20 protein-coding genes are annotated in these 22,748 nt (G+C 42.5%); 8 read left to right on the forward strand and 12 right to left on the reverse strand.

The genetic code is table 11. The annotated features are described in order from the left end of the window. Nucleotides 1-1,103, reverse strand: a 1,103-nt coding sequence (locus B4237_RS14305) for a PLP-dependent aminotransferase family protein (protein WP_286943669.1), incomplete at its 3' end; no start/stop codon positions are given. A gap of 90 nt (nucleotides 1,104-1,193) precedes the next feature. On the opposite strand from B4237_RS14305, the gene B4237_RS14310 reads away from it, so the two are divergent. Continuing rightward, a complete protein-coding gene (locus tag B4237_RS14310) occupies nucleotides 1,194-1,604 on the forward strand; it encodes a hypothetical protein (protein ID WP_007480793.1) in 411 nt (136 codons plus the stop codon). Here the strand turns inward: B4237_RS14310 and B4237_RS14315 are convergent. Next, nucleotides 1,552-2,454 (reverse strand): LysR family transcriptional regulator, encoded by a 903-nt coding sequence (locus B4237_RS14315; RefSeq protein ID WP_061397158.1) that lies wholly within the window; start codon nucleotides 2,452-2,454, stop codon nucleotides 1,552-1,554. The genes B4237_RS14310 and B4237_RS14315 overlap by 53 nt on opposite strands. Before the next feature lie 136 nt (nucleotides 2,455-2,590). Between B4237_RS14315 and dkgB the strand changes: the two genes are divergently transcribed. Next, nucleotides 2,591-3,397 (forward strand): 2,5-didehydrogluconate reductase DkgB, encoded by an 807-nt coding sequence (dkgB, locus tag B4237_RS14320; RefSeq protein ID WP_278595818.1) that lies wholly within the window; start codon nucleotides 2,591-2,593, stop codon nucleotides 3,395-3,397. A 1-nt stretch (nucleotide 3,398) separates the two neighbouring features. Next, nucleotides 3,399-4,586, forward strand: a complete 1,188-nt coding sequence (locus B4237_RS14325) for an MFS transporter (protein ID WP_278595819.1) — start codon at nucleotides 3,399-3,401, stop codon at nucleotides 4,584-4,586. Between the two features lie 36 nt (nucleotides 4,587-4,622). On the opposite strand, the gene B4237_RS14330 is transcribed toward B4237_RS14325, so the two are convergent. From B4237_RS14330 to B4237_RS14355, 6 genes are all read right to left on the reverse strand, one after another. Further along, a complete protein-coding gene (locus B4237_RS14330; RefSeq protein ID WP_286943673.1) occupies nucleotides 4,623-5,270 on the reverse strand; it encodes an START domain-containing protein in 648 nt (215 codons plus the stop codon). Nucleotides 5,271-5,372: 102 nt separating this feature from the next. Next, nucleotides 5,373-6,194, reverse strand: a complete 822-nt coding sequence (gene dapB, locus B4237_RS14335) for a 4-hydroxy-tetrahydrodipicolinate reductase (RefSeq protein WP_004878202.1) — start codon at nucleotides 6,192-6,194, stop codon at nucleotides 5,373-5,375. 115 nt (nucleotides 6,195-6,309) lie between these two features. Continuing rightward, nucleotides 6,310-7,422, reverse strand: a complete 1,113-nt coding sequence (gene dnaJ, locus B4237_RS14340; protein ID WP_007479798.1) for a molecular chaperone DnaJ — start codon at nucleotides 7,420-7,422, stop codon at nucleotides 6,310-6,312. A gap of 143 nt (nucleotides 7,423-7,565) precedes the next feature. After that, the gene (locus B4237_RS14345) at nucleotides 7,566-7,943 is read right to left on the reverse strand and encodes a hypothetical protein (RefSeq protein ID WP_004878205.1); all 378 of its coding nucleotides are present in this window, start codon (nucleotides 7,941-7,943) and stop codon (nucleotides 7,566-7,568) included. Between the two features lie 132 nt (nucleotides 7,944-8,075). Then, entirely contained in the window at nucleotides 8,076-11,204 is a 3,129-nt protein-coding gene (locus tag B4237_RS14350) for an efflux RND transporter permease subunit (protein ID WP_278595820.1), read from the reverse strand. Nucleotides 11,205-11,206: 2 nt separating this feature from the next. Further along, a complete protein-coding gene (locus tag B4237_RS14355; RefSeq protein ID WP_278595821.1) occupies nucleotides 11,207-12,307 on the reverse strand; it encodes an efflux RND transporter periplasmic adaptor subunit in 1,101 nt (366 codons plus the stop codon). 153 nt (nucleotides 12,308-12,460) lie between these two features. On the opposite strand from B4237_RS14355, the gene B4237_RS14360 reads away from it, so the two are divergent. The 3 genes from B4237_RS14360 (at nucleotide 12,461) to B4237_RS14370 (ending at nucleotide 17,454) form a co-directional block, all read left to right on the forward strand. Beyond that, the gene (locus tag B4237_RS14360) at nucleotides 12,461-13,084 is read left to right on the forward strand and encodes a TetR/AcrR family transcriptional regulator (RefSeq protein WP_278595822.1); all 624 of its coding nucleotides are present in this window, start codon (nucleotides 12,461-12,463) and stop codon (nucleotides 13,082-13,084) included. Nucleotides 13,085-13,168: 84 nt separating this feature from the next. Then, on the forward strand, nucleotides 13,169-15,850 hold the full coding sequence (gene ppc, locus B4237_RS14365) for a phosphoenolpyruvate carboxylase (RefSeq protein ID WP_278595823.1): 2,682 nt from the start codon (nucleotides 13,169-13,171) through the stop codon (nucleotides 15,848-15,850). Nucleotides 15,851-16,158: 308 nt separating this feature from the next. After that, the gene (locus tag B4237_RS14370; protein WP_278397620.1) at nucleotides 16,159-17,454 is read left to right on the forward strand and encodes a solute carrier family 23 protein; all 1,296 of its coding nucleotides are present in this window, start codon (nucleotides 16,159-16,161) and stop codon (nucleotides 17,452-17,454) included. 43 nt (nucleotides 17,455-17,497) lie between these two features. Here the strand turns inward: B4237_RS14370 and B4237_RS14375 are convergent, their stop codons facing one another. Continuing rightward, nucleotides 17,498-18,253: an SDR family oxidoreductase gene (locus tag B4237_RS14375; RefSeq protein ID WP_278595824.1), complete on the reverse strand. Its 756-nt coding sequence runs from the start codon at nucleotides 18,251-18,253 to the stop codon at nucleotides 17,498-17,500. Nucleotides 18,254-18,381: 128 nt separating this feature from the next. Between B4237_RS14375 and B4237_RS14380 the strand changes: the two genes are divergently transcribed. Both B4237_RS14380 and B4237_RS14385 read left to right on the forward strand, forming a co-directional pair. After that, a complete protein-coding gene (locus tag B4237_RS14380; RefSeq protein ID WP_278595825.1) occupies nucleotides 18,382-19,284 on the forward strand; it encodes a LysR family transcriptional regulator in 903 nt (300 codons plus the stop codon). A gap of 113 nt (nucleotides 19,285-19,397) precedes the next feature. Continuing rightward, entirely contained in the window at nucleotides 19,398-20,297 is a 900-nt protein-coding gene (locus tag B4237_RS14385; protein WP_004878214.1) for a LysR family transcriptional regulator, read from the forward strand. Between the two features lie 3 nt (nucleotides 20,298-20,300). On the opposite strand, the gene B4237_RS14390 is transcribed toward B4237_RS14385, so the two are convergent. From B4237_RS14390 to B4237_RS14400, 3 genes are all read right to left on the reverse strand, one after another. Further along, nucleotides 20,301-21,032 (reverse strand): sulfite exporter TauE/SafE family protein, encoded by a 732-nt coding sequence (locus B4237_RS14390; protein WP_278595826.1) that lies wholly within the window; start codon nucleotides 21,030-21,032, stop codon nucleotides 20,301-20,303. A gap of 79 nt (nucleotides 21,033-21,111) precedes the next feature. Then, on the reverse strand, nucleotides 21,112-22,401 hold the full coding sequence (locus B4237_RS14395; RefSeq protein WP_286943680.1) for a hypothetical protein: 1,290 nt from the start codon (nucleotides 22,399-22,401) through the stop codon (nucleotides 21,112-21,114). Between the two features lie 180 nt (nucleotides 22,402-22,581). Further along, a partial coding sequence (locus tag B4237_RS14400) for a hypothetical protein (protein WP_286943683.1) occupies nucleotides 22,582-22,748 on the reverse strand: 167 nt, incomplete at its 5' end.

Consider the following 22,748-nt stretch of genomic DNA (forward strand, 5'->3'; position numbering starts at 1 on the left):
AAGCGCTCCAAATGCTCGCGATAACCACGGCTATAAATAAAATCTGCCAAACCCAATTGCAACGGTGTATTCACACCAACATTATTTGCCATCAACTGTGGACGTAAATGCTGCAACTGTTGTCCTAAACAAAACCATCCAACGCGATAAGCACTGGATAGCGATTTAGACACCGAGCCACACCAAATCACATAGCCTTGTTGATCCCAATAGCGAATCGGCAATGGTCGTTCTTTTTGAAAACTACATTCTCCATAAATATCATCTTCTAAAATAAAGCATTGGTATTTCTCGGCCAGCTGAGCGATATGCTGCTTTTGTTCATTGCTTAGGCAATAACCCGATGGATTTTGAAAATTAGCGGTGAGTAAGCATAATTTCGCAGCACCCTGTCGCATAAACGATTCCAGTCGCTCAAGATCAATCCCTTGATGATCCGCAGGGATTTCAATAATTTTTCGCTTTAACCCCGCCAACATTTGCAGTTGACCATTAAACGTTGGCGTAGGAATAAGAATGCTATCGCCCTCTTTGGTCATTTGCTGAATCAGCAATGAAAGAGCAGGCATACAACCATTGGTAATAAAAATATCCTCAATCGCCACATAAATCCCATCTTCACGCCAATGATCAGACAGTGCCTGACGCAATTGCATATGCCCTTGCTTATTGCAATATAAGAAATCCTCAGGCTGACAATGCTTGAGCGCACGTTGTAAAGAGCGGCGCAAACCATCCACTGGAATCAGATGTGGTGACAACTGAATCGCACCCAGCGGTGTCAAATGGCTTTGTATCGAAGCGGTCTGAATCTGATTTTGCAGGTCTAAATTTGACACTTGTCTCGGCATTGATTCGAATTGAGGGCTATCAGGAATAGCACTTTGATATTGTCGAGGGCTAACAAAATAACCTGATTTTGCTTTGACATAAATTAGCCCTTTTGCCTCCAACAACTCATAGCACTGTTGAGCTGTGCTCAAACTCACCTCTTGCTGACGAGCAAATTCTCTTAGAGAACTCAGCTTTTGTTGAGGCTGAAGCTCATGTTGATAAATCTTATGGGCAAGTTGATCTGCCAATCTTTGATATTGAAAACTCATTTCTGTACTGCTTTTTTAGAAATTTCTGTATCTGTATTGGTTTATACAACACCGTTAAGCTATAAAAATCAACTACAGGAGGATAAAGCAATGAAAAATAAAGTCTTATTTATATTATGCAGCCTTGTATTTACTGGATGCCAAATCACTGATCAAAAAACACATCAGCAACAGGAAATATGTAAGACACTTTCTGAAGGGTATCTCAAAACACAAAATCAGCAGACCTATGAGTTTTGGAAATTAGAGCAGATTCCAAACCAAGCTGAGCAAAACACATTAAAGCTGATCTATAAAAAACCAAATGAAAACGGACTGGTTTTAACGGGTTTATTACTGCCAACAGTAGAACTTGAATGCACATTGAAACAACAACATATTGTCGTTTCTGTCGCGCAACCGACAGGGAAAAACCTTCAAGTTTTGGAAGTTATTTTACCTAAGCCAACTAGCGACACACCGAGAAACCCTGACTTAGTTGCTCGCTCAGAAACTCAATAAACAACCGCACACGTTTGGGTAAATGCTCTTGTTGATAATAAACAGCATGGATGCTTTGATAAGAGTGCTCAATTTGATCTTCAAACAGCGCAACTAAACGACCTTCTTGTAAATCTTTCCAAATCTCAAACTCAGATAATCGTGCTATCCCTAAGCCTCGTAAGCACAACTGTCTAACCGTTTCACCGCTTGAGGCTTTTATTTTAGACTTCGCGAAAAAGTACTCACCCTCGACTTTTATCGGCCACTGATTCACCCTAACTGGTCGAGAGAAACCGATCACTTCATGTGTCAAAAGTTCTGAAGCTTGTTGAGGCATTCCTTCACGCGCCAAATAGTCAGGACTTGCCACGATATATATGCGACTTTTGCACAACAGTTTGGCGTGTAAGCTTGAGTCATGTAACTCACCAAACCGAAATGCGACATCCGTTTTATGCTCCAATAGATCAATCACTTGATCATTGCTATTCAATTCAAGTTCAATATTCGGATAACGCTGTTGAAATGCATGCATCAACGGTGCAATCACATGCAAAATAAAGGGGTTGGCAGAATCGATTCGAATTAGTCCAGCTGTATCTTGATCCGATTTTTGTAGTGCTTCTTCAGCAGCATTGAGATCATTTAATATTTTACGGGCATGATTAAGAAAGTTTTGACCATCCTGTGTCAGTTTCAATTTACGCGTGGTTCTTTCCAACAAAGTCACTTCAAGTTTTGCTTCTAATCGACTCAATGCACGGCTTACCCCAGATGAGGTTTGTTCTAATTTTTCTGCCGCCGCTATAAAAGAACCTGTATCGACAATCGTGATAAACGTCAGTAACTCCTCAATTGTTGATTTCATTCATGCTGTCCATTATTGATATTTAGTCAACTATATTTTGCTAATCCATATATTTTTTAGCAATGATAATCCATGCAAAATTTCGATCATTAGCAAAATATGCTCCGTGGAGCATTTAAAAGATGAGATGAAGAATATGCAAATTCCTCAGTTTGGTTTAGGCACCTATCGTTTAAATGATCAAATCCTCATTAATTCAGTCAAAACAGCTTTGGATGTAGGTTATCGTGCCATTGATACGGCTCAGATTTATGAAAATGAGGCAGCAGTCGGTCAGGCAATTGCTGAAAGTGGTATTCCTCGTAAAGAGATTTTTTTAACGACGAAAATCTGGGTCGATCATTTTTCCACAGATAAACTGATTCCAAGCTTAAAAGATAGCTTGCAAAAATTACGTACCGATGCAGTTGATCTCACCCTGATCCACTGGCCTGCACCTAAACTCGGCGTTTCTATTCCAGAAGTCATGCAGCTACTTTTGGAAGCAAAGCAACAAGGTTTAACTCAACAGATTGGCATCTCAAACTTCAATATTGCCTTGATCCAACAAGCAATTGACAGCATTGGTGTTGAACATATCGCAACCAATCAAATTGAGCTGAGCCCCTATTTGCAGAACCAGCATTTAGTCGATTATCTACGGGAACAAAATATTGATGTAACGTCCTATATGACCCTTGCTTATGGCAAGGTACTCAATGATCCAACCCTACTGGAAATCGCAGCACAGCACCAAGCGACAAGCGCACAAGTCGCTTTAGCCTGGGCCTTACAACAAGGTTATGCCGTGATCCCCTCATCCACTAAACGTGAGAATCTAATCAGCAACTTAAAGGCACAAGACTTAAAACTGAGTGCAGAAGAAATGCAAATGATTGCTCAATTAGAACGTAATGGCCGAGAAGTTGATCCCCAAGCGTGGGCGCCAGAATGGGACAAATAATATGAGTAGTCGCATTAATCTGCCTTTGCTTGCATTGGCAATAGGCGCTTTTGCTATCGGAACGACAGAATTCTCACCTATGGGTTTATTACCGAACATTGCCAATGATCTCGGTGTTTCAATTCCAAGTGCTGGGATGCTGATCACGGGATATGCTTTAGGGGTAATGTTGGGTGCTCCCATCATGACCCTATGGTTTGGTGGTTTTGCGCGTCGTAATGCGCTGATTCTATTGATGGCTATTTTTACCATCGGGAACTTGATTGCTGCTTTCGCACCTAACTACATGAGCTTAATGGGTGCTCGCTTAATCACTAGCCTCAATCATGGTGCATTCTTTGGGATAGGTTCAGTTGTTGCTGCTAGTGTCGTTCCTGTCAATAAACAAGCCAGTGCCGTCGCGATGATGTTTATGGGGCTTACGATTGCCAATATTGGTGGAGTGCCTTTGGCAACTTGGGTCGGGCAAAACATTGGCTGGCGAATGTCTTTCCTAGCCATCTCAGCACTCGGTGTGATTACCATGTTCGCACTGTGGAAAGCACTTCCCGTTGGCTCTGTGGGTCAAAAACCAGATGTAAAAATGGAACTTCGTGTGCTTACTCGTCTACCTGTGATCTTAGCATTACTTACGACGGTGTTTGGTGCATCAGCAATGTTTACCCTATACACCTATATCGCACCAAGTTTGGTTGAATTTACGCATGCTTCACCGACTTTTATTACGATGATGCTCGTGCTCATCGGGATTGGGTTCTCTATTGGCAATCATTTTGGAGGAAAATTTGCTGACTTATCACTCAATAAAACCCTGATTGGTTCCTTGCTGCTCTTGATCGTGCTGATGCTGATTTTTCCATTGCTAGCACAAACACAAGTCGGTGCTGCTTTAGGACTCATCCTATGGGGTGCGGCAGCGTTTGCAATCGTGCCTCCACTGCAAATGCGCGTGATGTCGGTGGCACACGAAGCCTCTGGCCTTGCTTCTTCCGTGAATATTGGTGCCTTTAACTTGGGCAATGCGATTGGCGCAGCAGCGGGTGGTGCGGTACTCAGTCTGGGGCTAAGTTATGCCGCAGTGTCGATGATTGGTGCTTTACTCGCAGGGATCGGCTTAATCCTAGTTTTTATTCAGATTAAATTATCTCAACAAGAAAGTACGGATTATCAGCAATGCCCTCAAATTTAACTGAAAAAAATGCCTGATTTGAATCAGGCATTTTTTTTATTTTAAAACATCGGGCAACTTCGGTTGCGCATACAATGGATTATAAATTTCTTTCTTCATCTTCATCAGCATTTGATAGGGTTGCTGTTGCACAAACATATTCACAAAACTCAAAGGAATCGCACCTGCTGGATCAGCATAACCTGTGGTTGTCACCTTGACTTTATTATTGGCAAGTTTTTGGAATGTCCAATCCCCCGCATATTTGGTTAAACGGATAATATCAGGCTGTTCAGGATAATTATTTTGCACAGCATTATTTTTAATACTAATACTGCCATCGGCATTCTTAGTCATTTTCCCCTTAATCACGACATCACGATCTTTCAGAGGAAATGGAAAATCAAGCACCATATAAAGTGTAAACTCACCTTTCTTCTCATCTCGAGAAAGCAGCTGTGCTTTCCCAACATAAGGTACCCATTGTGGTGTCCGTTCAACATCAAGAACCACAGCAATTGCACGCTCTAATGGCACATCAAATGTGGTTTCTGCTTTATATTGGAAAACAGGATTATTTTCAGTCTGGTACGTCCAAACCTTAATATTATTACGATGTAAACTCAGTTTTGGGGCTTCGGCAGCAGTTACGACAAAGCTCGTCAGACTGAGCAGCGTAGCAAGAACAATATGCTTTTTATTCATGTCATGCTCGATTGTTTTAATGATGAAGAGAGCTTGTTTTCACTTAGAACGATCCAGTAAAAAGCTCGACAAGCTCTTTTTATAGTGCAAAAAAGGAACTTTTTATACTTGAATATCGTTAAAGCCTAAAACATCTTTCATATCGTATTTACGAGCTTCACGTCCTACCACCCATGCTGCTGCGCGCACTGCACCCGCAGCGAAGTTCATACGATTCGTCGCTTTATGTGTCACTTCAACGCGCTCGCCTTCACCAATAAACATCACGGTATGTTCACCCACGATATCACCACCACGAATCGTTTCAAAACCAATGGTTTGACGGTCACGAGGCCCTGTATAACCTTCACGACCATACACAGCAACTTCTTTCAAATTACGACCAAGTGTATCTGCAATCGCTTCACCCATCATGAATGCCGTACCAGATGGAGCATCTACTTTATGGCGATGATGTGCTTCAATGATTTCAATATCAACTGTATCGCCAAACACTTTCGCTGCGAGTTCCAACAATTTGATCGAAACGTTCACTCCAACTGAATAATTGGCAGCGTACACCACAGGTGTCTGTGTTGCTGTTTCATCAAGGAATGCTTTTTGCTCATCCGACATCCCTGTGGTGCCAATTACCATCGCAACGCCAGCTTCACGGCATAACTTTAAGTGCTGTTCAGTTGCAACAGGTGCAGTAAAATCAATCACCACATCACAGTCTTTCAAGACTTCACTCAAACTTCCCACGATCTTGACACCGATGTTGCCAATGCCTGCAAGTTCCCCTGCATCTGCACCCACCAAGCTGCTTTCAGGACGCTCAACTGCTGCCGCAAGCTGATAACCCGCCTGTTGTACGGCTTGAATCAAAATACGCCCCATGCGTCCGCCTGCACCCAAGATCCCAATGCGTGGAGAAGTTGACATAATATTTCCCAGTCTTTTATTTAAACAATCCAGCTACTATAGCAAAACTCTGTCGCTCCGCTAAAAAATTTCCCACAAAAAAACCTGCCGAAGCAGGTTTTTTTGTTGATGCAAATTAATCGAATAAGCGATCAAAGAATGATTTTTTCTTTGGAGATGAAGCATGACCATCACCATCAAAAGAAGCTTGTAATTCTTTCAGCAATTCACGTTGGCGGCTATTTAAATTCACTGGTGTTTCTACCACGATACGGCACAATAGGTCGCCGACCATGCTGCTACGTACTGGACGAACACCCTTACCACGCAAGCGGAACAATTTGCCTGTTTGCGTGCCTTCAGGAATTTTCAAGCTCACGCGCCCTTCTAGGGTCGGGATTTCAATTTCTTTTCCTAATGCAGCATCGGCAATGCTCACAGGAACATCCATATATAAATCAGCGCCATCACGTTGGAAGATTTCGTGTTCACGAACAACAACTTCTACGTATAGATCACCTGATTGACCATCACGAATCGCTTCACCTTTGCCCGTTAAACGTACGCGATCACCATTATCTACACCTGCAGGAATGGTAACTTCAAGCGTTTGCTGACGGTCTGATACACCAGATCCATGACAGGTATTACAAGGATTTTTAATAATCTTGCCCTGACCACGACAGGTACTACACGTCTGCTGAACAGAGAAGAAACCTTGTTGCATGCGCACTTGACCAGCACCGTGACAAGTACGGCAAGTTTCTACATCATTTGGATTTTTAGATCCTTTACCATCACAGGTTTCACATGGCGCTGGCGCAGTGAAAGTAATGGTTTTTTTCACGCCTTTGACTGCTTCTTCAAGCGTCAATTCCATCACGTAACGAAGGTCTGAACCACGGCGCTGACGTTGTTGCTGACGACCACCGCCACCAAACGCACCACCAAAGATATCACCGAACTGGCTGAAAATATCTTCAGCGCTAAAACCGCCACCAAAGCCACCACCGCCAAAGCCACCTTCAAAAGCGCTATGGCCTGCACGGTCATACATACTACGCTTTTCACTATCTGAAAGAACTTCGTACGCTTCAGACGCTTCTTTAAACTTGTCTTCAGCTTCAGCGTTGTCAGGGTTGCGGTCAGGGTGATACTTCATCGCCAACTTACGATAGGCTTTTTTTATCTCATCATCACCTGCGGTTTTCGATACGCCTAAAACCTCATAATAATCACGTTTAGCCATGGTTGGCGATGCTCCTCACGGAATTTATTAAATCTATACAAACAAATAAGCTCTGCTGACTTTTTATTTCTAAAGTCAACAGAGCCTTAATAGGGGCTGTATGATAAATTTACAAGGTCTATCGCAATAAAAAAGCAATAAATTTAAAAAACTGCTTTATTTTTAAAGTATTTAGCAATGCCTTGAATCCAAGCATTCAATAAAAACAACCAAGCAATTGAACTAAATACCACACCAGCAACCGTCATTGCGGTCACCCAAGTTGCGCTATCCCATGCAAAAAAGAATAGAGGAATAAACCAAAGGGCGGCAAAAAATGCCATCAAGATAAATAGAAGCACATTACGCATAATCCAGAGTGCATGCGCATGTATCCATACCTCTGCATTATCCACAATCGCAACTTTGCGTGCTAACAGGTATGCAAACGCTGCAAACACTATTGTAAATAATGCAAGAAACATGAACACGTAAGAAATCGCCACATAGCGGCGATGCTGCTCAATATTGTCTTGCCCCATGCTCTATATCACCTCATCCAATGCATTTTGCCAAATTTGTCATGCAATGAAATTCAATTATTTTTTGGTCTGTAAATATAGGTGCTACTATATTGAAATTTTCAATATTTCGCACCTTTATTCACAAAATAATTACGATAGATATGTTGTTTTTTTCACCTTAAACCAAGCTGCATAGAGCGCAGGTAGGAAAAATAAGGTTAATAAGGTCGCAACTATCAAACCGCCCATAATTGCAACAGCCATTGGACCAAAGAAAATACTGCGTGATAACGGAATCATCGCCAAAACAGCAGCCAATGCAGTAAGAACAATTGGACGGAATCGGCGCATGGTTGCATCAATCACCGCATCCCAAGGCGCTTGCCCAGCATGTATATCTTGTTCGATCTGATCAATCAAAATCAGCGAGTTCCGCATAATCATGCCAGACAAGGCAATCGTTCCAAGCATTGCGACGAAACCAAAGGGTTTATTGAATAATAACAAGAACGCCACGACACCAATTAAGCCAAGTGGTGCTGTCAGCAACACGATGGTTGCACGCGACATACTACGCAATTGGATCATCAATAAAGTCATCACCACCGCAAGGAATAAAGGCATCCCTGCATTGACTGAACTTTGTCCTTTTGCCGATTCCTCAACTGTACCGCCCACTTCGAGTAGATAACCATTCGGTAAGTCAGTTCGTAAAGCCTGCATTTGATCAGCCAACTGTTGAACAACTGTTGCAGGTTGTAAATGCGTGCGAATGTCTGCTCGAACAGTAATCGTGGGTAAGCGGTTACGATGCCAGATTAAGCCTTCTTCAAAACGTGATTCAATTTTCGCGATTTGTGCTAATGGAACCGTCGTGCCTTGAGTCGTTGGAACCGCCAAACTGGCTAGAGAAGCAACTTCAGCACGTTCCGTTTTATCACCACGTAGACGAATTTCAATCAACTCACGTTTTTCACGGTATTGATTCATCACCGTACCCGTGACTGAGGCATTTAAGAAATTTGCCAAATCAGCGCTAGAAACACCCATCTGACGTGCACGATCTTGATCGATCTCAATCGCAATAATCTTACTTGGCTCACCCCAATCCAAATGTACATTGGTGGTGTTTGGATCTTCACTTAGCACTTTGGCCACTTTTTGTGCCCATTGACGTACTGTCGCTAAATCCTCACCCGAAACCCGATACTGCAATGGATAACCGACAGGTGGGCCATTTTCGAGTAATGACACACGCGTGCGCACTTGTGGCAAGAGCTGCTTAATTTGCGTTTCTAAAGAACGTCGAATTTCATCACGATCATCTAAAGAGGATGCCAATACTACAAACTGAGCAAAGCTCGCCTGCGGTAACTGTTGATCCAACGGTAAGTAGAATCGTGGTGAACCTGTCCCGACATAAGCCACATAGTTATCAATCCCTTTTTGCTTAGAAAGGAATTTTTCGACTTTATGAACGGCTTGCTCGGTTGCCGTCAAGGATGCGCCTTCCTCTAGTTTTAAATCTACTAAAATTTCGGCACGGTTGGATGGAGGGAAAAATTGCTGTGGCACAAACTTAAACATTGCGACAGAAAAGATGAAGATCCCAACCGTTACGGCAATCACCGTCTTACGATAAGTGATACAAACTTCAACCACACGGCGGAACGATTGATAAAACTTCGACTGATAAGGGTCATGATGTTGGACATGTGCCTCAACCACAGGCACAGGCTGCTTACGTAATTTCGCCCATAGACGTAAATACCATGCGGCTTGTTGCTGTTGTTTGGTGAAGTCAGGCAACAACTTTTCACCAAGGTAGGGAACAAACAAAACTGCTGCAATCCACGATACGATCAGCGCAATCGTCACCACTTGGAAAATAGAACGGGTATATTCTCCTGTCCCAGATTGCGCAGTGGCAATAGGCAAGAAACCCGCTGCGGTAATCAGTGTTCCTGTCAGCATTGGGAAAGCAGTCGTTTGCCATGCAAAACCAGCAGCTTTGAGCCGACTATAGCCCTGCTCCATTTTGATTGCCATCATCTCGACCGCGATAATGGCATCATCGACCAGCAGACCCAATGCGAGAATCAAAGCACCTAAAGAAATTTTATGTAGTCCGACATCAAATAAATTCATGCCTGCAAAAGTCATCGCAAGCACCAGTGGAATGGATAGTGCCACCACTAAACCTGTGCGAAAACCCAGTGAGAAGAAACTCACTAACAGCACGATAATGACTGCTTCAGCCAATACCTTTAAAAACTCATGAATACTACGTTGTACCGCGACGGGCTGATCAGAAACTTTTTGCAGCTCCATACCTAAAGGTAAAGTCTTTTGCAATTGGGTAAATTCAGTTTCGAGATTTTTACCCAAAGCAATAATGTCACCGCCTTTACGCATCGATACCGCAATACCAATCCCGTTCTCGCCCATAAAACGCATACGAGGTTGCGCAGGTTCACTAAAGCCACGGTAAATCTCGGCAACATCTCCCAACTGAATGGTTTTATCACCCACCAACAATGGCAGTTTTTTCAGATCATCAACACTGTGTAAATGTCCACTGACCCGAATTTGAATACGATCTGTACCTGTTTCAAAGAAACCCGCAGATGCCATATCATTTTGCTTTTGAATCGCTTCTTGAATGGCAGTGACAGGGACGCCGAGCTGAACCGCTTTGGTGTTGGAAAGTTCAATCCAGATTTTTTGATCTTGTAAGCCAACGAGATTGACCTTGCTCACGTCTTTAACACGCTGCAATTGCAGTTGTAGACGATCGGCATATTCTTTCATTACTGCATAGTCAAAATCCTTGCCCGTGAGGACATAGATATTGCCGAAGGTATCGCCAAATTCGTCATTGAAAAATGGACCTTGTACACCACTCGGTAACTGATGACGGATGTCATTGACCTTCTTACGGACGTTGTACCAAACATCAGGAATTTTGCTTGATGGTAGCGAATCCTTGGCAACGAAAGTCACCAAAGACTCACCAGGGCGAGAATACGCCATGATGCGGTCATACTGACCCGTAGTCATCAGTTCTTTTTCGATGCGATCAGTCACCAGCGTGGAAACTTCTTTCGCGGTTGCTCCCGGCCAATAGGTTTGGACGACCATGACTTTAAAGGTAAATGGTGGATCTTCACTTTGTGAGAGTTTCGAATAGGACATGATCCCTACAATGCCAAGTAACAGCATAAAATAGAGAATAATGCCCTTATTCTTAAGTGCCCATTCTGAAAGGTTAAATTTCATGTTTAACCTCCCGTTTTGACTGTGACTTCACGATTATCACGATCTACAGGATGAATCTTTTGCTGATCGCGAAGTAAATGTACACCACCGACCACAACCCAATCATTTGCCTTGAGACCTGACACAATTGGCACACTATCACGTCCATAAGCCCCCAAGTTCACAGCCACTTTACGTAAGGTATTATTCGTATTCACAACCCATACATAAGCATCTTGACCATTGGCAGTGACGCTAGATAAAGGCACGCTGAGTACATTGTTTTGTTGCGTGACAAAAAAGACACGTGCGCTCTGCCCCAGTTGGATCGAAGACTGCCCTTCCAACAACGAGACTTTCACCGTAAATGTTCTGGACTGATCTGCTGCGGGCGAAACCTCACGAACTTTAGCGGCAAATCGTGCTTCAGGTTGTGACCATAGCGTGACCCAAGCCGACTGACCGACTTTAATTTGGCTGACTGCTTGTTCTGGTACACCAAATACCACCTCACGCTCACCATCAATTGCAAGTTGATACGCTGGCTGTCCAGCAGAGACGACTTGTCCGATTTCAATTTGACGTTGGGTAATCACACCATTTTTATTAGAGACAAGTTGGTTATAACCAGTTTGATTTGAAGACACTTGATAATTCGAGCGTGCTTGTTGCAAGGTTGCCTGCGCTGATTCGTACTGATTTTTGATCGCATCAAATTGCGAACGACTCACCGCATTAACTGGAAGTAATTGCTGATAACGTTGATATTCCTGCGCTGCAATTTTTGCTGCGGCTTGCGCACTATCCAATTGTGCTTTTGCAGCATTCATTTGCAGCTGTGCATCTTTAACATCTAATTTTGCCAAGACTTGCCCAACTTTAACGCGATCACCCACATCAACATAACGTTCCGTAATTTGTCCCCCGACACGGAATGCCAAAGCCGTTTCTTGCCTCGCCTGCACATCTCCTGCATAGCTCTTTTGGTCAACATGCGTGCTGCTCGGTTGCGTCACCATGACATAGGGAATTTCCTCAGTCTTGGGAACCTCTTTTTGGCATGCGGATAAAGTGACACTGCTGAGTACGAGCAACCCCACAATTACATGATTTAGCAGATTCATCTCTTTTTCGCTCTTATTCAGATTGATTTTTTAAGGCACAATATGAATATCATGATAGATTGTTTATTTTTTAATTAATATACCCATGAGTACATTAATTAAAAATTAAAGTTATTTAATTGATTTTTAATTTAATTAAAAGAGAATGTCAGCGTGCAAAACAACAGTGGTCGCCCAAAAGATTTAGAGAAAAGAGCCAAAATCCTTCAGGCTGCAAAATCTATTTTCTTAAAAATGGGTTATCACGCCACCAATATGAATCAAATTGCCAAAGACGCGGGCGTGACTAAACTGACGGTTTATAACCATTTCCAAGACAAAGCCAATCTGTTTATTTGTGCGATTGAAGAAAGTTGTGAGGAATCCCTTTGTGCCAAAGAAATTGTCTTAACAGCGGAAAGTAATTTTGAACAAGCGCTGTATGTGATGTGTCACCGTACACTCAGTATTATTTATCTTCCTGAAGCGCTGAAACTTGATCGTGTCCTGTTTGAACTCGCCGCGGAACAGAGTCCTCTGACCCAACAGTTTTTTGATGCATCACATACACGGATGAGTAATGTTTGGTGTGATTTTTTCAGACAAGCCATCCACTTAAACTTTATCCAAGCAGATGATCCCCTCAAGCAATCAGAAATGATCGTGTCCTTAATGCTGGGCTTACGTCACTATCGGGTGTTGTTAGGTTTAGACACTGTACCAACAACAATTGAAATCGATCAGATGATTCAACAAGCAGTTGAGCTATTTTTGCTTAAATATCAAACTAAAATTTAAATAAATTTCACATTTATTTACGTTCTCCACTTGGAATGTCTCTCAATCGCGCTATAGTCAAATGAGAACATCAGGAGAAATAGAATGATTCAGCAAATCACGGCTCCATTACGTGAAGATGTCCGCTTATTGGGCAATTTACTTGGTGAAACCTTAAAGCAACATGCTGGGCAAGATTTGTTTAATCAAATTGAGCAAATCCGTGCACTCGCCAAAGGCGCACGAGACGGTCAAATCGAAGCAGAAAAACAATTAGAACAACTTTTCCTCGGCTTAAAAGATGAAGAGATTTTGCCTCTCACCCGTGCTTTCTCTCATTTTCTCAACTTCGCCAATATCGCAGAGCAATATCATGTGGTTCGTAGCCGTCGTCAGGCTGAGTTTGATGAACAAGCACCAAGCCCGAATCCATTACCGCACTTATTTGAAAAATTCAAAACCCAACAAATCAACGAACAACAACTGTTCCAACAGCTCTGTGATCTCAAAATTGAGTTAGTACTCACTGCACACCCAACCGAAGTCAGTCGTCGTACCTTAATTCAAAAATATGATGATATTACCGATTGCCTGTCTCAGCTTGATCAGCAAAAGTTGACCCCACGAGAACGCCAACAAAACCTTGCGACATTGAAGCAATTAATTAGTTCGGCATGGCAAACAGATGAAATTCGTCAACATCGCCCAACCCCAGTGGATGAAGCTAAATGGGGTTTTGCAACCATTGAGCAGACCTTATGGAATGCAGTTCCCAAATTCGTTCGTGAACTCAATGAGCTTACACAACAACATTGTGAGCAAAGCTTACCGCTGACCGTTGCACCGATTCGCTTTGCTTCTTGGATGGGCGGTGACCGCGACGGTAATCCAAATGTCACCCATAAAATCACGCAAGAAGTATTATGGCTGTCTCGTTGGCAAGCAGCGGACTTATATTTACGTGATATTGAAAACTTACGCTGGGAACTGTCGATTCAGCATTGTTCTGAAGAACTCGCGCAAGCACTAGGTGAGCCACACCCTGAACCGTATCGTGAATATTTGCGTGAAACACGTGAACGTTTAAAAGCAACTCGTTATTGCTTAGGGCAACGTTTACAAGGTCTAGAAGCAGATGATCGAAATATCATTCGTCATAAAGATGAATTGTTACAACCATTATTGCTGTGCTATCGCTCTTTGGTTGACAGTAATTTAGCCGAAATTGCCAATGGTCAATTGTTAGATTTCATCTATCGGGTGAATTGTTTTGGGATTGAACTACTCAAACTCGATATTCGTCAGGAATCTGGGCGACATCGCCAAGCCATTTCAGCGATTACGGAGTATTTAGGTCTCGGCAATTTCGAATCTTGGACTGAGCAGGCGCGTCAAAATTTCCTGATCCAAGAATTACAAAGTAAGCGCCCACTGCTGCCAAAATATTTAAATGAGCCTGAAGGTAGCCTGATTCAGCATCCTGATGTATTGGAAGTATTTGCAACAATGCGAACTTTAGCGGAACAACCGCCTGAAAGTTTGGGTGCATATATCATTTCTATGGCTGAATATCCAAGTGATGTCCTTGCTGTTCTGTTATTGCAAAAAGAAGCAGGGATTCAGCAACCCTTACGTGTCGTTCCACTCTTTGAAACACTGAAAGATTTAGACGGCGCAGCAAAAACCATGGATACGCTGTTTAGTATGCATTGGTATAAGCAACATATTCATGCAAAACATGAGGTCATGATTGGTTACTCGGACTCAGCCAAAGATGCAGGCTTTATGTCAGCAAACTGGGCACAGTATCGCGCCCAAGAAGAACTCACGGCGATCGCTCAAAAGCATGGTGTGCAACTGACATTATTCCATGGTCGTGGTGGTTCGATTAGTCGCGGCGGCGCGCCGACACAACAAGCTTTGTTCTCTCAACCACCTGGATCGATTTCAGGTGCGATTCGCGTCACTGAACAAGGTGAAATGATTCGATTTAAATTCGGACTAGAAGGCATTGCCTTACAGAACTTAGAAATCTATACCGCAGCAACATTAGAAGCGACACTCTTACCTCCACCTGTACCGAAACAAGAATGGCGTGCATTGATGAATCAAATGACCGATTTATCAGTAAAAGTCTATCGTCAAACCGTCCGTGAAAACCCTCATTTTGTGAGTTATCTGCGTACAGTCACGCCTGAGCTTGAGCTGCAAATGCTTCCGCTCGGCTCACGTCCTGCCAAACGTAAAGTCAGTGGTGGCATTGAGTCACTGCGCGCCATTCCTTGGGTGTTTGCATGGACACAAATTCGTCTCATGCTCCCTGCTTGGCTAGGAACAGGGACGGCGATTAATCAAGTCCATGAGCAGCACAAAAACACACTGGATGAGATGTTAGAACAATGGCCTTATTTCCAAACCCTGATCGACATGCTGGAAATGGTGTTGTCTAAATCAGATGCGGATATTGCGCTGTATTACGAGTCACACCTCACCCAAGACCAAGACTTAAAACTGCTTGGCGTTGAACTACGCCAACGTCTACAAAATGCCGTAGATACCTTGTTAAGTCTCAAAGGTGAATCTAAGCTACTCAGTAATAATGAGGTACTTGATCAATCGATGCAGGTGCGCAAACCTTATCTGTTGCCATTACATCTATTACAGGCAGAATTGATGAAGCGTCGTCGTTTGTATTTAAGTACTCATCAATCTGAACACACCCCTATTGATCATGCGCTTATGGTCAGTATTGCAGGGATTGCAGCAGGTTTACGTAATACAGGTTAAATGCTCTTTGAATGAGTCATCAGCAGAAATGATGCCTGTTGATGACTCGATTGGCAAAATATTCCACTTTTATAAAAATTTTTAGAATTTTTTTAAAATTTATTTTCTCAAGTTGTTATTTCACTTTTCATATGATCGACACAAAATAAATAATAAATCCGATAAGTTATTTTAATGCTTATTTTACCAAAAGGTAAAAATTATCAACTTCAAAGCCTTAGCACTCAATATTCTCAGACGAGGATAGGTGAAAGCGTGATTTAAGACAGAGTATGATACGCGCTGATATCACATAATGAGTCTCATCTATGTCAAATTGGTTTCCAAAATGGCAGCCGTATCAGGGAAAGATTGATCATCGCCCTGTTGCGACAAATGAATATTTACCGCCCTTACAAAGCGCGGTGCTCGGGGTTCAACACGCATTCGCAATGTTTGGAGCAACTGTTCTTGCACCACTGTTGATGGGATTTAGCCCTAACCTTGCCATCCTCATGTCAGGGATCTGTACCATTATTTTCTTCCTTATTACGGGAGGACGTGTTCCAAGTTATTTGGGATCAAGTTTTGCGTTTATTGGTGTTGTGGCAGCCGCAACAGGTCATGTCACAGGCTCAGGTGCGAATCCAAATTTAGCCATCGCCTTAGGTGGTATTGTTGCCTGCGGTATTTTTTATGCGTTGATTGGCTTTGCTGTGATGCTCACAGGAACACGCTGGATCGAAAAATTGATGCCACCTGTGGTTACAGGTGCGATCGTGATGATCATTGGTCTCAACCTTGCTCCTGTCACGATTAAAGGTGTTGCAGGTCAACCGTTTGAAATGTGGATGGCACTGATCACTGTACTCAGTATGGGCATTATCGCAGTCTTTACCAAAGGTTTATTGCAGCGTTTATTGCTTCTCGTTGGATTATTGATTGCTTATGCGATCTATGCAATTGCAACCAATCTTCTGGGATATGGCAAGCCGATTGATTTCTCCCAAATCGCTGCTGCGCCTTGGTTTGGTATTCCAACGTTCTCGCATCCGAAATTTGATTTAAACGCGATTTTGATTATTGCGCCAGTTGCCTTGATTTTAGTCGCTGAAAACCTTGGTCATATCAAAGCAGTCGGTGCAATGACAGGTGAAAACTTAACCCCTCAGTTGGGTAAAGCCTTTGTTGCAGATGGTCTCGCAACCACATTATCAGGCAGTGTCGGAGCACCCGGCATGACCACTTATGGCGAGAATATTGGTGTCATGGCGGTGACGCGTGTCTATTCGACGATTATCTTTGTGATTGCAGGTGTTTTTGCGATTTTTCTAGGTCTTTCACCAAAGTTTGGCGCAGTGATTAGCACCATCCCAACGGCGGTACTGACAGGTGCTTCTATCGTCGTCTTTGGTTTAATTACCATTGCTGGCGCAAAAATCTGGATCGAAAATAAAGTCGATTTCTCTAATAATAAAAATCTGATCATCGCTTCTGTCACCATTATTTTAGGTGCAGGTAACTTCGAACTGCTCTTTGGTAACTTCAATTTAGGTGGGATCGGAACCGCAACTTTTGCTGCGATTTTCCTGAACTTATTGTTTAGCCTAAAAGATAAAAACTAGAAAACCAAGGCAGCGTAAGCTGCCTTTTTTATGCAATCTAGAACTATACAATGCCACCATTTGCTCTGATGACTTGTGCATTAATCCAATCACTTTGATGGCTTACCGCAAATTGAATCACGGCGGCAATATCTTCTACCGTACCTAAACGCTCTAAAGGTGCCGCTTTGCTAAGCTGAGCAATTAACTCATCACTTTTGCCTTCAAAGAATAATTCTGTTGCTGTCGGCCCCGGAGCAATCGCATTCACCGTGATATTTTTACCTCTTAATTCTTTCGCTAAAATAGCAGTCAGCGACTCTATCGCCGCTTTAGACGCAGTGTAAATCCCATAGCCTTCAAGCTTCATTCCAATCACACTGCTCGACAGGTTTATAATCTTGCCACCATGTTCAAGTCGTTTTGCAGCTTCTCGCATGGTATATAGCGAACCTTTCAGGTTGATCGCGAGCACTCGTTCAATCGTCTCATCATCCAAAGCCTCGATCTTTTTAAAACTCATCACGCCTGCATTATTAATGAGGATATCTACTTTGCCATAGCTTTGAATGGCATAATCAAATAGTGCGCTAACATCTTGGGACTTACTCACATCAGCTTTAAAGCAACTCGCAACGCCACCGAGCGCTTCAATTTGTGTAACGACCCGTGTTGCCTCGGCATCATTATTGGCATAATTAATCACAATTTTATGCCCTTGCTGCGCCAATAATGCAGCAGTAAAAGCACCAATACCTCGCGATGCACCTGTAATTAAAATCACTTTTTTGTCGTCAGCTGGTTTTACTAAAGTATCCATATTTGACCTCATATCAAAAAATTTATCTTTGGATACGATCTATGCTACTGTTCTTATAAAAGAAGATAATCCATCATATTTCGGCATGTTTGTCCGAATTTTCCGAACAAAATAATGAGCACTGTGACATGGATAAATTGAATGCAATGTCTGTTTTTATACATGTGGTCGAGCAAAGAAGTTTTACCAAAGCAGCTCAACTCCTGAACCTACCTCGCTCAACAATCACGGATGCGATTAAACAACTCGAAGCGCAACTCAATACGCGGCTTTTGTTTCGCACGACACGTCAGGTCAACCCTACGGATGAGGGCAATCTTTACTATCAACGTTGTAAATACATTCTGAGTTATATTGATGAGTCTGATCATGACTTTTTACATGCTAAGCCACAAGGCACATTAAAAATTGAAGTACATGGGATTTTTGCTGCTCACTTTATTATTCCAAAGCTACATGCATTTTTAACTGAATATCCGCAAATACAGCTACAACTCACCGAGAGTGATCGCTATGTCGATGTGATTAAGGAAGGCATTGATTGCGTTATTCGTATTGGATATTTAAATGACAGTGAACTGGTGGTTCGACATCTTGGACATATTCAGCAAGTAACACTCGCAAGCCCCAAATATTTAGAAAAATATGGTACGCCCAACACATTAAACGATTTAAAACAGCATTTTATGATTGGTTTTTACTCGACTGCTCGACAAAAACCACTCCCTCTAGAATTTATCGTCAATCAACAGCTAGAGACTTATGATTTAACATCGATGATTCAAGTGAATGGAGCTCATTCCTATTCATCAGCCGCCGCAGAAGGCTTTGGGATTATCCAAGTTCCTCGTTATGGTCATTTAAAAGACATCGAGAGTGGCGAACTCTGCCCATTATTGACGGAATATCAAGTTCCCTCTCTACCTGTTTCTTTACTCTATCCTTCAAAAACTTTAGTGTCACCGAGACAGCGAGTCTTTATCGATTGGATCGTACAATTATTTGAACAATATCCTTTAGACAATGATTAAATCTTTTCTTATTTTCAGACAAATGCTGAGTCAATCAAACTATTTTGGCTGCCCTATCTTTATTTCAAGCATTTTTAGTATGATGAGTTTTTGCATTTCAATGCGTTGCTCATATGCGTTTTGATTTTTTTGATATCCAATTACTCCAACACATCGTAACAACAGGCAGTCTGACCAAAGGCGCTGAGCGTTCTGCTATTTCCCTACAAGCAGCCAGTGAGCGGATTAAAAAGCTCGAACAATATTTCGATACACCGCTATTTATTCGACATAGTACAGGGGTTGAATTGACCAGCGCTGGACATGCGTTGGCTGAACATGCGCGGTTGTTACTGGTTCAAAAGCAGCAACTCGAACAAGACATGCAGCGTTTTCGGCAGCAAGTGCCTGAGTCATTAACGTTATGGTGTAACTCATCGGCACAAAGTGAATATTTGCCGACCTTGTTACCCCAATATCTAATGCATCACCCTGAAATTAATATCGACTTACATGAGGCTGAAAGCTCCGATATTGTTGCGGCATTAACGAAAGGCATAGCCAAACTTGGTTTAGTCTCTAGTTTTTTTGATACACAACATCTGCAAACACAAGAGTTTGCAAGTGATCCTTTGGTTTTGATATGTCCTGCTGCTCATGCATTACAACACTCTGAACAATTAAATTTACTCGATGCATTGAACTATGGATTCATTGGTTTAATGCCACATCATTCTTTGCAACAATCTATTGAAACCCAAGCAAAATTACTTGGTTTTAATATTCAGTACCGTTTGCGATTGCCTAACTTTTCCGCTATTGCCGAAGTTGTTGATCAGGGCGTTGGAATTGCCATCATGCCTGCTCGTGCAGCGCAACGCTTGCAAGCTGACTATCATTTTCATACGGTACAATTGCGAGGGGCATGGGCGAACCGTAAACTATTACTCGCCACACAGGATTTCAATCAACTTTCTTTGAATTACCAACAATTTGCAGAATTCTTATTGCAGCATCGCCCTTTATCCGAATAGCGCTTAATGCGATAACATATAAGCCCCTAATGCCACCAAGCCAATAAAAAATAAGCGGCGAAAACGTTGTTCATTGAGTTGATAGCGAATTTTTTTACCCAACCACATCCCGACTAAGGCCGCAACCAAAGCCACAATGGAAAGACGATAATCGAGTGTGAAACCAGCCATTGGGTTGTGATGTAAAAAAACAGCCAAGCAAATCGTCGATACGGTAAAGGTTAATCCCAAAGCTTGTACCAGCTCATCGCGTTGCAAATGCAAAGATTGCAAGTAAGGCACAACAGGAATAATGATCACCCCAGTTGCCACAGTGACAGCTCCCCCGATATAGCCCACTACAGGGGATAACCAAGTTTCATATCGACTGAGATCAGGTAATGCTTTTACACACAGTCCGTAAATACCATACAGTGCCAACATACTGCCCAATAAAAGCTCACTACTTTGTCCATGGCTTTGATTCAAGGTCGGTAAGAAACTCCAAATAGAACCCACCACAATTCCAATCAGCAATGACCAAAAGCGGCAGATAAATGTCCAAACACGACCCTCTGCAAATAGCTGCCAAATGTTCGTCATCATGGATGGGACTATGAGTAAAGAGGCGGCTTGAAAAGGACTCATTGCAATTGTTAATAGCCCCATCGACACGGCAGGTAAACCGAGACCGATCATGCCCTTAATCATCCCTGCGAAGATAAAGACGAATACAATAATTGCGATAAAGGTCACAGACATACTCCACGGATAGATCGGAGTTATGCTACGAAAAACTGAGGTGCTGCCCTATTCTTATTTTTGGGAGTCAGCCTCAGGCAGAGCTTGAGGCCATTTTGTATTTATCTTCTAACACATTACTGATGATGCTCTCGATCATCCAAACACGATATAAGCTATTAAACACATAACTTTGCCCGTCAATTCGCAATTCTAAGACTGGAAAATCAGGCTGATGCTTTTGCTGACAGAGTTCATCATTTTGTTTTAACAAGACTTCAACATCTTGCTCAGTCAGTTGCTCGATCTCTAAACGTTTTTGCATCCGTTGGAAATGTGCTTTGAAGGACATGTCTTTACCGTGTGTCCAAACACTTTCTAATATCTGATGTACAACATCCACTTGCTGCTCTTCAGGCACGCTATAAAACAGCTTAGCCATTTCATAAGTGGCTTCTTTGGTTGGGCGACAGAACGGTGTAAAGGCAACTTGTGTTCGCTTAGATACACGTGTTGCTAAGCTCCAATCAAACCAATCTCGACCATGATAGCTCAGAGGATATACTTTCAACTGAATATTATAATAATTGGCCAGTTCCTCTTTGATATATGCCAACAATAACCAGCTCATTGGATCTTCAAGTGCAATATAAAGATCTAACTCTGGATGCATCGCTTGCACTTCATTCAGTGCCTCGCCATCATTGATCAAATGCTCACGCCATTCGATATGATTGATCAAGAAAATTGGATTTCCTGTCAGCAACTTCTGTTGTTTGAGGCGACGTGTTAAGCGCAATAAATCATCAACGGCTTGAAATTTACGCTCACCAAATTCGAAATAACTCGCAGCTACTGGAACGTCACTAAAAATACGTTCGGGATAATGCTGCGGGGTTTGGTGTTTACTGGCCATGGTATGCAAGGTACGCAATTTGCCATATTGTTGTTGCCACAACATATGAAAGACGTCTTCAAGTAGATGTAGGAAGTTTTGTTCTCTTAACGGCGTATTTCTTAGAATTGTTTCAGCTTGTTGTAATGCTTCTGCGCTTGGAATTTCGGGAGTATCGTCAAAGCCAAAACGATGCTGTTTGGCTAAAATTTTGGCATCATTTAAACAATATTGCTGCCAATCCTGTGCAGACATGCCATTCGGAGGTTCTGCATCTTGCCTCGAAATAATCACTTTCAGCGGCTTGAGCTCATCACTCAAGATTTCATTGAGCTGATCAAGTTGTTGCACCGCAAGATAGCTATAAACATCGTCTAGACGTAGGTAAATGCTTAAACCCTGTTCCGTAGGTAAAACCGCCTGACGAGAAGGTTTCTGATAGAACCAACTCGATCGGATGGGATCAAACCAACGACGTAACAAAGACATGTCAATCGCCTCTAAGCGTAATGAATGATAGAAAAGAAGATATATTTCCCAAGTGTACTGTTAAATGAGAACCAAGGGTATTTTATATTATAAAAATCAAACATCAAAAAATTCTCCTTGTAACACAACGATGGCATTACAAGGAGAGCGATGCTGAGCATTTAGATCAGCAAAGGAATTTTACAAAACGCGTACTGCACCTTTCGCGGCACTGGTTGAATGCATCGCATAAATCTTCAACGACTTAGATACTTTACGCTTACGCTCTTCAGCTGGGTGCCAGCCTTTAGCATCTTGTACGGTACGGCGATGTGCCATCGTTGCATCATCAATATCAAGATGAATCG

It is taken from the genome of Acinetobacter sp. UBA6526, from assembly GCF_002434875.1.
Classification (GTDB): Bacteria; Pseudomonadota; Gammaproteobacteria; order Pseudomonadales; family Moraxellaceae; genus Acinetobacter; species Acinetobacter venetianus.